A 13,552-nucleotide genomic window follows, 5' to 3' on the forward strand; every position below is an offset into this window, starting at 1 on the left:
GTATGTTATGACGAAAGTTCTCCTGCACGCAAGCGACCTGTTTTCTCATACACTTCTTTCAGCATACGGGCTGGCTGGGTGCGTACTGCCGGCTTGGCAGATACAATCTCATTTGGGCCTACGACGACAATCTCATCAGCCGTACCTTTGACAATGGCTCCGTCTTTGATGATGGCACCTTCACCAATAATGGCTCTTTCGATGTGCACCCCTCTGCCCACGCGGGCATTCGGCATAACGACACTATCTTTCACTTCAGAGCCTTTGCCCACTTCAGCACCGCAGAAAATTACAGAGCGCTCAGCGTGGCCTTCGATGGCGCAGGATTCATGGATCATGGATGCCATATGCTCAGTCCGCGAATGACGAGCTTTGTGAGCAGTCAGTTTGGTTTTCCAGTCACGAGTGAACATCGGCCAGTGATCCTTATGCAGGCTCCAGTTTTCTTCGTTGTACAGAAGATCCATGTGGGCATCCCACAGACTTTTCACCGTACCTACGTCTTTCCAATAACCATTAAAGTTATAAACGAAAAGAGAGTTGTTCTCATTGAGCATTTGCGGGATCACATCTTTACCAAAGTCATGACTGGATTCCGGATTGGCTGCATCCAGCAGAAGGTGGCGTTTCAGATACTCCCAATTAAACATGTAAATACCCATGGAAGCGAGGTTACTTTTTGGTTCAGCCGGCTTTTCGGCAAATTCGGTAACGCGCATGTTTTCATCCGCAGCCATAATGCCAAAGCGATGTGCTTCGTCCCAAGGAACTTCCATAACGGAAATAGTCGCAACGGCATTATTTGCTTTATGTGCCTCCAGCATTTCACGATAGTCCATATGATAAATGTGGTCTCCCGACAAAATTAGAACATTTTCGGGGTTTTGTTGGTCAATATAGTCCATATTTTTATAAATAGCATCCGCCGTTCCCAAGTATTCGTCATTTCCTGTATGATAAGATGGAAGCAGGGAGATTCCTGCCTCACTCGAATTCCCATGTCCCCATGGTTCTCCTCCACCGATGTGATCGTGTAAAGATTCAGCTTGGTACTGCGTCAGTACACCAACCGTGTCGATGCCTGAATTCACGCAGTTGCTGAGAGGAAAATCGATAATCCGGTAGTGCCCGCCGAACGGTACAGCGGGTTTAGCAATACTTGAGGTTAATGGGGCTAATCTTTTCCCCTCTCCTCCCGCCAACAGCATAGCGATGCAATCTTTATTAAACATAATCGTTTCCCTCCCGAGATATTTGTCCAGTGTAGTACATACATAAACGCAAAGTGGAGCTGTTGAAACGAGTAGTACTGTAAAATTCCTGTAAAATTACAACATTTTTTTAAACACGTCATTTTTCTTTTCAACTTGGCTAGAATGGGGTAATGGTTAACGTTATATCTATTTTCTAGGGGAAGAAGGTGATCTCTTGGCCATTCAACCATTGGCAGATCCGGCCATTTCGCCGGAGCATATTTATTTGTTTCATGAAGGAAACCTTCATCACAGTTATCGAATATTGGGCGCACAGCCTACGATTGAGGATCATCGTCAGGGGTATCGCTTCACCGTGTGGGCTCCGAATGCCAAAGAAGTAGGTTTGGCTCTTGACCGCAATGATTGGAAAGGTGAACAGGAACCTCTATATAAGATACCCGATTCTGGATTTTGGACTCGTTTTTTTCCGGAAATCAGTGAAGGAACATTATACAAATTCCGTATTTTAGCGGAAGACGGAACTGAGCTGCTCAAAGCAGACCCGTACGCTTTCCATGCCGAAGTAAGACCACGGACTGCTTCCATAACGAGTTCGATTCAAGGATATAAATGGAATGACGGCGCATGGAGACGCAAGCAAAGGGCTATTTATAACAAGCCTTTACATATTTATGAGATGCACATCGGAACATGGAAGCGCAAGGAAGATGGCTCTCTATACAGTTATCGCGAAATTGCGGATCTGCTCGTTCCTTACTTATTAGAAATGAAATATACACATGTTGAGATGATGCCTCTTAGTGAACATCCCTATGACCTTTCGTGGGGATATCAAAGTACGGGTTTCTTTGCACCGACAAGCCGTTTCGGAGGACCTCAGGATTTAATGTATTTGGTGGATACACTTCATCAGGCAGGAATCGGCGTGTTGCTCGATTGGGTCCCTGCACATTTTGCGAAGGACGCTCATGGTCTGCGTTTGTTTGACGGATCTCCTTTGTTCGAGTATGCAGATCCATTATTAGCCGAGAAACCAGGTTGGGGCACACTTAGTTTCGACTATTCGAAACCAGAAGTTCGTTCATTTCTGATTTCCAATGCCCTTTATTGGATGGACATGTATCACTTTGATGGTCTGCGCGTTGACGCAGTCACCAGCATGCTGAGGCTTGATTTTGAGAAGCATCCTGGACAATTCCGTCCCAATGCAGATGGCGGGTTGGAAAATCAAGAGGCTGTAGCCTTTCTGCAGCAACTAAATGAAACTATATTCAAGTATTATCCTTATGCGCTGATGATGGCTGAAGAATCCAGTGCATGGCCGATGGTCACCTCTCCAATTGACGTAGGCGGACTGGGATTCAATTATAAATGGAACATGGGTTGGATGAACGATACGCTGGATTATATGAAATCGGATTTCCACGAGCGTCCATCGAAGCATCATTTGCTGACATTTCCTGTGGTCTACTCCTTCTCTGAAAATTATGTGCTGCCTTTGTCGCATGACGAAGTTGTACATGGCAAGAAATCCTTACTGGACAAAATGCCAGGATCGTACGAACAAAAGTTTGACGGCATGCGAGCTTTCTTGGGGTACTTCATGACTTTCCCAGGCAAAAAACTGCTCTTTATGGGTGGAGAGTTCGGCCAGTTTATCGAGTGGAAAGATGAGGATCAACTGGACTGGTTTTTGCTGGATTATGACAGTCACCGCAAACTCCACAAGTTTGAACGGGACCTGTCGGCGTTGTACCTGGGCGAAAAAGCTTTGTGGGAGCTTGATCATTCCCTGGACGGTTATGAATGGATCACTCCGGATGATCATGCCCAAAGTGTCATTTCATATGTACGCAAGGGAAAAAAACCTGCGGATACACTCCTTGTGCTTATTAACTTTCAGCCGGTCAAGCGGGAGCGTTACCGGATTGGTGTCATGCGTCCCGGTATGTATACCGAAGTTCTGAACAGTGATCATCCCGATTACGGGGGATCAGGTATATTGAATGATATGCAGATGACTACCGAAAAGATTCCTTTTCATGGGCATCCTCACAGTCTTGAGGTTGTTTTGCCTCCGCTGAGCGTGGTTATTCTAAAAAAGAATACACGTCGGAAAACGGATGGGACAGCAACTGAAGTCGCTTCTGTCAGACCAAAATCCACAAAAACAACAGATAAAACGACTGCCAAATCGAAAAGGGGGAAGAAGGCATGAAAATTTTATTCGCCGCTGCCGAGGGTCATCCATTTATCAAAACGGGTGGTCTCGCCGATGTAATTGGAGCATTGCCTCAAGCCTTGAAAAAGGCTGGGGCAGATGTTCGTGTCATGTTACCCAAATATAAAGGGATTCCTGACGAGTATAAGCAGGCCATGAAACCGGTTATAGTAACGGATGTGCCTTTGGGCTGGCGCAGACAATATTGCGGTATTGAAATGATCGTTCATGACGGTATTCCGGTTTACTTTGTCGATAACGAATATTATTTTGGGCGAGACGGTGTATACGGATATATGGACGATGGGGAACGGTTTGCTTTCTTCAATCGAGCTGTGCTGGAAGTATTGCCTCTACTGGACTTTAAGCCGGATGTGCTGCACAGTCATGATTGGCATGCGGGCATGATTCCATTGCTACTTCAGGCACATTATGCACATGAGCCATTTTATAGTGAGATACGTACCGTGTTTACCATACATAATCTGTTGTATCAGGGGGTATTCCCGCATTCGTTATTCAGTGATCTGCTTGAGCTGGACGATCGATATTTCACCATGGAAGGTGCAGAATATTATGGTAATGTCAATTTCCTGAAATCAGGTATTGTATATTCCGACCACGTTACAACAGTAAGCCCTACGTATGCACAGGAAGTCAAAACATCGTTTTATGGCTATGGTTTGGACGGATTGCTTAGCTCGCTCGGCGAACGTTTCAGTGGGATTGTGAACGGGATTGATACCAGAAGCTATAATCCCGCAACAGACAATAAAATCCCGGTCAAATACAGAACAAGCTTGGCCAAGAAAACCGAGAACAAGATTGAACTGCAAAAAGAACTGGGGCTGCCTGTACGTCCGGACGCACCTCTGATGGTTATGGTTACCCGTCTTGTAGATTCCAAAGGGCTTGATCTGGTCTGTCGCATATTGGATGAACTGCTGTATTATGATGATATTCAGTTTGCCGTGTTGGGAACCGGGGATCCGGCCTATGAACATTGGTTCCGCGAGGCAGCTTACCGTTATCCACTAAAAATGTCTGCTCAAATCAAATTTAATGATGGATTATCCCGTCGTTTTTATGCAGGCAGCGATATCTTCCTGATGCCTTCCAAGTTCGAACCGTGTGGCATTAGCCAGCTGCTTGCACTCCGGTACGGCAGTGTACCGCTTGTCCGTGAAACGGGTGGTCTGAACGATACCGTGCAGGCATACAATGAGTTCAACGGTGAAGGGAATGGCTTCTCGTTTACCAGCTTTAACGCACATGACATGTTGAACACCATCCGCCTGGCAGAGAAGTTTTATCGCCAACCCGAGCACTGGAAAAAAATTGTGAAGAATGGGATGAACGGGGATTACAGCTGGGATGTTTCGGCAGACGAATATATGGACATCTATCGTGGCATAACTGTTGCGAGCATATAAACTAATCTTTAAACCACCTAGCCGCAGTATTCGTACTGTGGCTTTTTGCAGAATTAATTTCGGAGACCTGGCGGAATGCCCTGTGCAATTTCAATGTGATTAAGTTGAAAACGGAATGAAAGAGAGCTGGTAAAATGACCAACAATATTAATTTTACCTCCGCTTATAACCCTAACTTGGAGGCATGGGGTGCTAGTGAAACATTCGACCCGGTGAAAATGAATACCATGTTTAGTCAAGTGTTGGGCAATATAGCCTCAGTTCAATCTTCGGTTCCAGGGAATATCATTGACGTTAGAAATTTCGCTCCAGGGGATGGAAGTAATCAATCTGCGCAGATCAAAGCTTTTTTTGACTCCGCTCAAGAAGGAGATATTTTATTATTCACGCCAGGACACTACAAAGTCGTAAAATCGGGGTGGTTTTATACGTTCAACGGAAAGTCGGTAACCATCCGAGCTCATCCGGGAGCAATACTGGAAGTATCCGATCAAGGTTTACGCTTTGAGAACAGCAATCATATCGAAGTGAGTGGGTTAACGTTAAGGCGTACCACTCAGGCTGGATGGGCCAAAGGAAGAACAGGCATCTATGTAGAGAATTCCAGCAACGTGATTTTGCAAAATAATGATATTAGCAAATTTACGGACGGCATTGGCGTGAATGGATCAAGCAGTCAAGAAAACCCATCCCGGAATGTAATTATCAGAAACAATAAACTTCACCATTTGGGTGAAGAGCCTATTGCGGTAAGGACCAATTTAGCCTTTGTGATGATTAGCCAAAATGATTGCTACAGATACCTGGGAGATGGCATTCTCATCAAAGCAACCTGGAACGTATTTATAACCAATAACTATCTGCATACTCCAGTGCTGTCTTCGGATTCGGATTATGCTACATTTACAGCAGGTCAAGAAGGGACTAATGTTCCCAAGGTAGGCGGTGGTATCACTTGTAACAATGAAGGTGGCGAGACTGGTGCACGGAGTATGCATATCCATGACAATAGTGTGATCGGAACTGCTTTTGGTGTAGGGCTCATCGGTTTCCAAGGGGCATTCGTTACATCAAACTTCTTTAATAATATTCGAAACAGTTCTGTTATTTCGGTATCCTTCCTTCCTTCCCAATTCAACCCAAATGATGTGAGCAACCATATTTTTGTTATTCAGGGCAATTATATTGATACCATATCCAGATCATCGAGCCCCACTTCAGCCATTGAGGCAAGGACCAATAACGGTGTTGAGGGCATGGATATAGGGATCATCTCTGACAATATCATTATTCCTAATGGCAACCATTGGGGGATAATCGCAGATGGTAATATCATAATTAAGGGCAACTATATCGCTAAAGCAGGAATTGCAATGGATCTAAGCAATGGAGTCGTCGCCGCCAATAATATAATACAGCCAGGTTTTGTGACGACCAATCCTGACCGCATGGTCAGTTTGAACCATAATGTCACATTCACGGATAATTCAATATCGGGCAAAGGTACATCGCTTAAAATTCGTGGTTCAAACAATGTGGTTACTGGCAATCGCATGAAATATGACGGGAATTGGTGGGCAGTTCATTTTGATAATGCAAATCATGTTGTGGAAAATAACATCATCAAAGATAATGTATTGCTGGTCTCGGCTACTGCTACAGGGCGATATTTATACGGATCCAGCCCTTTTTCGAATGGAAAGAACGTCGTGATTGATATTGTGAAGGATAACAATGGTTTCGTATATCAACTCGTAAACGATCTTGTATTGTCTGGCCCTAACTCTACCCGTTGGAGGGTCAGTGTTGATGCACACGGTAATATTAAGGGTACAAAGATATAATATATTTTCAAAAAAACCTCCTAAACACCAGAATTTGCAAATTCATCTGATGATTTAGGAGGTTCTTTTATAATGGGTCCAGTTGTCTGTACAAAATACGGTAGCCGTACGGATCAAGCTTAATATTCATGACGCCATCCGTAGGTGTGACCGGATCTTCAGTTAATGCATCTCTCCAGTCCTTGGTCTCCATGGGATGTGAAAGTGTACGTCCTTCCGGAGTATTGTTCATCCATACGGTGAAGTGAAGATTGTCATCCATGCGCTCATACACGATACAAGGATCATTGTGATCCGCCTTCAGGAAGCGGAAGCGGCCTTTCCGAAGTGCCTCATTGCTTTTACGCAGATCGATCATCAGCCGGTAGAAATCATAGAGTTCCCGATCCTGCTTGGCAGGGTCCCATTCCATGCATTTGCGGCAATCGGGATCGCCTTCACCACGAATACCCACTTCGTCTCCGTAGAATATACAAGGCGTGCCTATATAGGTAAACAGGAACACAACGGACAGCTTCAATCTGCGTTTGTCTTCACCGCATCTGGAGAGCAGGCGAGGGGTATCATGACTGCATAACATATTGAAGATCACTTCGTTGGTTTGTTGCGGATAACGCATAATCAAAGAGCCCATTTCATTCGCAAAATTATAACCATCCATGGAACCACAGAAAAACTCAAGGACTTTGTCGGCAAAAGGGTAATTCATGACAGAATCGAACTGGTCACCCATCAGCCATGTCAGGGAATCACTCCAAACTTCGCCCACGATATAGGCTTCCGGGTTCGCGGCCTTTACAACTTTGCGGAAATCACGCCAGAAGTGGTTATCCACTTCATTGGCAACATCGAGCCTCCAACCGTCGAGCTTGATTTCCTTGATCCAGTATTCAGCCACATCAAGCAGGTACTCCTTTACCTCCGGGTTGGCTGTGTTAAACTTCGGCATATTGCCGTAAAAACCGAAGGTGTCATAGGTGGGTATGCCATGCTTAATACCGACAGGGAATTCATTAATATGAAACCAGTCCACATATTTCGAATTTTTCCCGTTTTTCAATACATCCTGAAATGGAGGGAAGTCTTCACTGCAATGATTAAAAACCGCATCAAGCATGACACGGATTCCGCGACGATGGCATGCTTCGGCCACCTTTTTGAGCATGTCATTATCTCCGAAATGCGGATCTACTTTTTTGTAATCAACGGTATCGTATTTGTGGTAGGAGTTGGCTTGAAAGAGGGGGGTAAAGTAAATGGCGTTCACGCCGAGTGTGACCAAATCATCCAGATGATTGAGGACGCCTTGCAAATCTCCACCGAAGTAGTTATCAAGCTCAGGTTTGCCACCCCAACTGTGGATTCCTTCCGGATTAAGATCTGGATTGCCGTTGGCGAAACGTTCCGTCATGATCTGGTAAAAGACAGCTTCTTTTGCCCATTCAGGTACTTTGAATACATCAATTTCATGTATGTAGGAGAATTCATAATATCCTCCCGTCGGGTAAGGGGCTTCATAATGAATGCCGTTATCAGCCAAAAATACATTTTCATTGCCAGCAGTGACGCGGAAAATATAGGACAGACGCTTGAATTTTGGCTTCACCGCAGCCTCCCAGTAATCAAACATGCTGTCAGACGCTGCTTTTTCCAGTTGAATTTCTCTATAGGTTCCGTCCCAATCATACTTATCACCGGTCAGTGCAGTCACATATTCTACATCATTTCTCTTGGTTCGTACACGCAGATGAATCGTAGACGGGTTATAGGCATAGGCCCACTTGTCACGGGGAACGTGGTACATCGCTTCGAGCAGCATGACAGCACCTCCTGTATCAAGATAAGTTATAGCTATACATAACCAAGCTAGACAGCAAATGAACCATTATCGGTTTACATAACAAGAAAATTTTTCACCATTTTCACTGCTTTCATTTCACAGGCTTCTCCATGTTGTGCCTGAATATACGTATGCAGAATAAACAAAAGAGGTGTTTTCCGCAACGTAAATCAGTCCCGGAAAACACCTCTTCCTACATCCCAACGAGCTAAATAACCTTAAATTAACGAACGGCCTGTTCAAACTCAGTTCGAATAGATTGCAGCAATTCTGGCTTGGTCAGCACATCGCAGGCCGTTGCAGCAAGTGCTTTTGCACCTAAAATCATGCCGTCCAGCGCTCGTTCCTGCAGCGCCAGATCACGAAATTCGATGGAATGGAGGGTATGGACTTCATCCACAACACGAATGTAAGGGTGGATCACAGGACAGCGCAAGGACACGTTACCGATATCCATGGACCCATGGTCGTTGCCGCTGACAATCTCTTCTTGGGGAATACCAAGTTCCATCAGATTTTTACTGAAAGCAGCGGATAACGATTCATTGGTCACCATCTCATCGTATGATGTTTCATAATTGGAAGTCACGAGACGACAGCCTGTTTGCAATGCAGCACCTTCGGCAATCTGTATGACGCGCTGCGTAAGTGTATTCAGTTCTTTTCTAGTTGAGGCGCGTACATAGAATTGGGCAGAAGCATAATCGGGTATGATGTTGGCCGCTTGACCCCCACTATTGATAACTCCATGAATCCGAACGGTGCTTCTCACCTGCTGGCGGAATGCATTAATGCCATTAAATGTCTGGATTACGGCATCGAGTGCATTAATCCCTTCATGCGGACTGGCGGCAGCATGAGACGATTTTCCGTGGAATTCAAATTGTACAGCATCAATGGCGAGAGAACTGCCTGATTTCTCATAGGCGTAATATGGATGGGCCATCAAAGCGATATCACAGTCATCAAACAGGCCGGCTTCCGCCATCGGAACTTTGGCACCACGCGTTTCTTCTGCAGGTGTTCCGAATACCTTAAGTGTGCCACCGACTTCATCCAGGATGGATTTCAAACCGACAGCAGCACCCAAACTCATCATGCAGATCAGGTGATGACCACAGGCGTGTCCAATCTCAGGAAGTGCATCGTATTCACATAAAAGGGCTATGGTTGGTCCTGATTTGGCAGCCGAGTAGGTACCGATAAAGGCTGTATCCAATCCAAGTACGGGAGCCTCCACATCGAAGCCGTGGAAGTTGAGTTCCTCCTTCAACCGGGCAGAGGCGAGATATTCTTCATTCCCTAATTCGGGGTTGGCACCAATATATGATGAAATCTCTTTAAAACGGGAAGCATATTGATCAATAACCGATAAAATTTGTGATTTGGTATGTGTCATCGTAAAACTCCTTATGCAAAATGAAAATAATGCAGTAATTATATCATGTTTGCGTGTATTTTTCAGAAACAAGTCAGGATTTGTAAGATCAAAATGCATTGCATAATCATGCATTGTACTTTATAATGACTCAGGCATCAACATAAGAAAGCATACAAAGTATTGTAAGGGGAGAACAGGGTTGAAATTGATAAGTCGTTACATTATGATGCTGTTGGCCTTTGTCGTTTTACTGACGGCAGCCGTACCCTCGGCGCTTGCAAGTGGAACTACGGGTAATTCAGGCAGCAAAAAACTGGTGCTTGGTACAAGTGCCGACTTTGCACCATATGAATTCCATAAAGTAATCAATGGCAAAGATGAGATTGTAGGATTTGATATTGCGATAGCCAAAGAAATTGCTGCCGATCTGGGCGCAGAGCTTGTCATTGAGGACATGGGCTTTGACGGTCTGCTGCCTGCCTTGCAAAGTGGCCGTGTGGATCTGGTCATCTCCGGTATGACACCGACAGAGGAGCGCAAGAAAAGTATCGACTTTTCAAATACCTATTATAAATCGAAACAAGTGATTATGGTTCGGAATGAGGATAAAGACAAATATCCAACAATGGCCGAGCTGGAGAATGAAAAGATCGGTGCACAAAAAGGTTCCATTCAGGAAACGATCGGACAGAAAATTCCGGGGGCCAAGCTGACTTCTCTGGATAAAATCTCGGATATTGTGCTGCAGCTGCAAACCAAACGGATCAACGCTGCAATCGTTGAGGATACCGTTGCTGCAGGTTATTTGGACGATGCAATTGGACTTGCTCCTGCTATTCCGGACGAAGAGCAGGTGGAAGCCGCAATCGGGATTCGCAAGGGTAACACGGAATTGCTGAATGCAGTTAATGGTACGCTTGAACGGCTGAAAAGCGAAAACAGAATCGATCAAATGGTTACGGAAGCCAGTCAGTTGATGGCAGACCGGGAAACCAAAACGCCAAACATTTTTGAAGTGTTCTGGCAATATAAAAGTTTTTATGCTACAGGTGTTGGTTACACCCTCTTGTTGTCTGCACTTGGCGTCATATTTGGGGTAATCATCGGACTGATCATTTGCCTGTTCCGAATGCATGACCTTGCGATCCTTCGCTGGATCGGTACTGCATACGTTGAAGTTATTCGGGGTACGCCGATGCTGGTTCAATTGATGATTATCTATTACGGTCTTTCCTTGACCTTCGGCATTAATTTCACGGCGCTTCAAGCGGGTATCATTACCCTTTCGATTAACAGTGGTGCTTATCTTGCCGAGATCTTCCGTGCGGGAATTCAAGGTGTCGATCGCGGTCAACTTGAAGCAGCTCGCTCTCTGGGGATGGGGAAAGGTGCAGCGATGCGGTTCATTATTCTGCCACAGGCTTTCAAAGCGGTGCTGCCTGCCATCGGTAATGAATTTGTAACCATCATTAAAGAATCTTCCATTATCTCGGTCATCGGTATGGTCGATATTATGTATCAGGCAAGTGTAGTCAAAAACATTACGTACCAAGGAATGAATCCGTTCCTTATTGCGGCAGCGATCTACTTTGTATTGACATTCATTTTGTCCAAGCTGCTGGGTCGACTGGAAAGGAAGTTGAGTGCAAGTGATAGACGTTAGACAATTACACAAATCCTATGGAAAAAACGATGTGCTTAAAGGCATTGATGTAACAATTGGCAAGGGTGAGGTCGTTGTAGTCATCGGTCCTTCCGGATCGGGTAAAAGTACCTTTTTGCGCTGCCTCAACCTGTTGGAGCAGCCAACCTCAGGCGAAATTGAGTTTGAAGGTGTGTCGATCACAGATCCCAAACACAACATTAATGCAACGCGGGAAAAAATGGGGATGGTATTCCAGCATTTTAATCTATTTCCGCATAAAACCGTACAGCAAAACATTACGATTGCCCCAATCAAGGTTAAAAAGCAGTCAGCACAGGAAGCAAATCAGATCGCTGCAGACTTGCTCAATACCGTTGGTTTGTTCGATAAGAAGGATGCATATCCGAATCAGCTGTCTGGTGGACAGAAGCAGCGGATTGCCATTGCCAGAGCACTGGCCATGCAGCCTCATGTAATGCTGTTTGACGAGCCAACGTCTGCGCTTGATCCCGAAATGGTCGGGGAAGTGCTGGATGTAATGAAACGTCTAGCTGAAGGCGGTATGACCATGGTTATCGTCACTCACGAAATGGGTTTTGCCCGAGAAGTTGGCGATCGGATCATCTTTATGGATGGTGGCGTAATCGTGGAAGAAGGGACACCTGACGAAGTGTTTGGTCAACCTAAACATGCCCGTACACGGGATTTTCTGGGCAAAGTGTTGTCATAAACTTTCTACGAAATGTCGACGGATGGACTTTCATTTTTCATTCATAATCATAAATTTAAATCAAACAGCCTTGTTAACGTTACCGTTAGCAGGGTTGTTTTTTGCGCGCGGATAAGCATGGATTTACATAAAAGTAACGTTTCTGTCATTGTTAAAAGCTGCTTTTATATATCCGTCTTTTGAAAAAAACCTTATGATTTCAGTACTCTTATGAGCTGAATGGACCATTTGGTAACATTTACTACGGACCCTGGTTACAAAATTGTGATATATTGTTTCTGCCGAAACTTCCTGAGCAGGAAGTGTGGAGGATGTAATGATGCAAAGCGTGTACGGGGGAAGATTGAATTACACGCTGCTAGGGGTGAATTAGGGGTACATAACGCATCACCAATGTAACAGCGAACCTATAGGGTGGTTTCCTCCATCCGAATCCGACAACTAACTTCGCAGGCACAATGAGGGAGGAAGACCATGATTAAGAAGAGAAGTATAGCCAAAACAGCAGCAGCCCTGCTGACAGCAGCAATGCTCATTCAGGCCGTTCCAGCTCACGCTGATTCTGTTCACGTGGCCAAAGAGGGGGATACCTTCTACACCTTATCGAAAAAATATGGCGTTGGACTTAACACACTTATCAAAGCTAACAATGACATTTCGCCTTACAACATTTATGGTGGTTTGAAAATTACGATTCCTGGCAAAACCAACACGGTCAAGGCTGCTGCAGCCTCTAAGAGCTCATCCGAGGCGAAGACCATCACGACAGCAAGTCTTGATGTAAACGCTGATGACAAAGTCGTTCAAGCCTGGGGCAAAACGTTCGACTATAGTAAGGCAGTAGAAGTGAAAGCAACAGCTTATTCTGCAGATGCCTCTGAAAATGGGGGATGGGGTGCTGTGGATTACTTTGGTAATCCGCTCGAATTGGGCACAATCGCCGTAGATCCAAGTGTTATCCCACTGGGAACAAAAGTGCTGGTTACAGGTCACTCCCATCCGGGATTGCCTAAGCAAGCATTTGTAGCAACTGCGCGTGACATTGGTGGAGCCATCAAGGGAAAACGAATTGATATTTTCATTCCTGGCAGCCAAAAGTCCGTGAGCACATTTGGTTTTCAGGACGTTGAACTTTACATTTTAAAATAATAAAATCATCCACAATAAAGGTGTCCGTCTGTCACGATGATCGTGATTGACGGGCACCTTTTGTCTTGTATCTCCAAACTCAAGTTTGTGTT

Annotated in this window: 9 protein-coding genes and 1 riboswitch; of the genes, 6 read left to right on the plus strand and 3 right to left on the minus strand. The window is 45.0% G+C overall.

Annotation, left to right across the window (positions count from 1 at the left end):
* Nucleotides 1-5 precede the first annotated feature (5 nt).
* Complete coding sequence (locus AB3N00_RS00680; RefSeq protein WP_413032826.1) at nucleotides 6-1,232, minus strand: glucose-1-phosphate adenylyltransferase; 1,227 nt, start codon at nucleotides 1,230-1,232, stop codon at nucleotides 6-8.
* Nucleotides 1,233-1,428: 196 nt separating this feature from the next.
* Between AB3N00_RS00680 and glgB the strand changes: the two genes are divergently transcribed.
* From glgB to AB3N00_RS00695, 3 genes are all read left to right on the plus strand, one after another.
* Nucleotides 1,429-3,435, plus strand: coding sequence for a 1,4-alpha-glucan branching protein GlgB (gene glgB / locus AB3N00_RS00685; RefSeq protein ID WP_413032827.1), 2,007 nt, complete (start codon nucleotides 1,429-1,431; stop codon nucleotides 3,433-3,435).
* Nucleotides 3,432-4,871: a glycogen synthase GlgA gene (gene glgA / locus AB3N00_RS00690; RefSeq protein ID WP_413032828.1), complete on the plus strand. Its 1,440-nt coding sequence runs from the start codon at nucleotides 3,432-3,434 to the stop codon at nucleotides 4,869-4,871. Before glgB ends, glgA begins: the two co-directional genes overlap by 4 nt.
* A 134-nt stretch (nucleotides 4,872-5,005) precedes the next feature.
* Nucleotides 5,006-6,715, plus strand: coding sequence for a right-handed parallel beta-helix repeat-containing protein (locus AB3N00_RS00695; protein ID WP_413032829.1), 1,710 nt, complete (start codon nucleotides 5,006-5,008; stop codon nucleotides 6,713-6,715).
* A 67-nt stretch (nucleotides 6,716-6,782) separates the two neighbouring features.
* On the opposite strand, the gene AB3N00_RS00700 is transcribed toward AB3N00_RS00695, so the two are convergent.
* The gene (locus tag AB3N00_RS00700) at nucleotides 6,783-8,534 is read right to left on the minus strand and encodes an alpha-glycosidase (protein ID WP_413032830.1); all 1,752 of its coding nucleotides are present in this window, start codon (nucleotides 8,532-8,534) and stop codon (nucleotides 6,783-6,785) included.
* Nucleotides 8,535-8,778: 244 nt separating this feature from the next.
* Nucleotides 8,779-9,954: a M20 family metallopeptidase gene (locus tag AB3N00_RS00705; protein WP_413032831.1), complete on the minus strand. Its 1,176-nt coding sequence runs from the start codon at nucleotides 9,952-9,954 to the stop codon at nucleotides 8,779-8,781.
* A gap of 208 nt (nucleotides 9,955-10,162) precedes the next feature.
* Between AB3N00_RS00705 and AB3N00_RS00710 the strand changes: the two genes are divergently transcribed.
* From AB3N00_RS00710 to AB3N00_RS00720, 3 genes are all read left to right on the plus strand, one after another.
* Nucleotides 10,163-11,599, plus strand: coding sequence for an ABC transporter substrate-binding protein/permease (locus tag AB3N00_RS00710; RefSeq protein ID WP_413035150.1), 1,437 nt, complete (start codon nucleotides 10,163-10,165; stop codon nucleotides 11,597-11,599).
* A complete protein-coding gene (locus AB3N00_RS00715; RefSeq protein ID WP_413032832.1) occupies nucleotides 11,586-12,311 on the plus strand; it encodes an amino acid ABC transporter ATP-binding protein in 726 nt (241 codons plus the stop codon). Before AB3N00_RS00710 ends, AB3N00_RS00715 begins: the two co-directional genes overlap by 14 nt.
* Before the next feature lie 269 nt (nucleotides 12,312-12,580).
* A riboswitch (cyclic di-AMP (ydaO/yuaA leader) is annotated at nucleotides 12,581-12,783 on the plus strand.
* 2 nt (nucleotides 12,784-12,785) lie between these two features.
* Nucleotides 12,786-13,460: a 3D domain-containing protein gene (locus tag AB3N00_RS00720; RefSeq protein WP_413032833.1), complete on the plus strand. Its 675-nt coding sequence runs from the start codon at nucleotides 12,786-12,788 to the stop codon at nucleotides 13,458-13,460.
* Nucleotides 13,461-13,552 lie beyond the last annotated feature (92 nt).

The organism is Paenibacillus xylanilyticus, assembly GCF_047246825.1.
Classification (GTDB): Bacteria; Bacillota; Bacilli; order Paenibacillales; family Paenibacillaceae; genus Paenibacillus; species Paenibacillus xylanilyticus_B.

Excerpts from the sequence above, each read along its gene's own strand:
- AB3N00_RS00680 (WP_413032826.1), bottom strand. The coding sequence starts at position 1,232 with ATGTTTAATAAAGATTGCATCGCTATGCTGTTGGCGGGAGGAGAGGGG.
- glgA (WP_413032828.1), top strand. The coding sequence starts at position 3,432 with ATGAAAATTTTATTCGCCGCTGCCGAGGGTCATCCATTTATCAAAACG.
- AB3N00_RS00695 (WP_413032829.1), top strand. The coding sequence starts at position 5,006 with ATGACCAACAATATTAATTTTACCTCCGCTTATAACCCTAACTTGGAG.
- AB3N00_RS00700 (WP_413032830.1), bottom strand. The coding sequence starts at position 8,534 with ATGCTGCTCGAAGCGATGTACCACGTTCCCCGTGACAAGTGGGCCTAT.
- AB3N00_RS00705 (WP_413032831.1), bottom strand. The coding sequence starts at position 9,954 with ATGACACATACCAAATCACAAATTTTATCGGTTATTGATCAATATGCT.
- AB3N00_RS00710 (WP_413035150.1), top strand. The coding sequence starts at position 10,163 with ATGCTGTTGGCCTTTGTCGTTTTACTGACGGCAGCCGTACCCTCGGCG.
- AB3N00_RS00720 (WP_413032833.1), top strand. The coding sequence starts at position 12,786 with ATGATTAAGAAGAGAAGTATAGCCAAAACAGCAGCAGCCCTGCTGACA.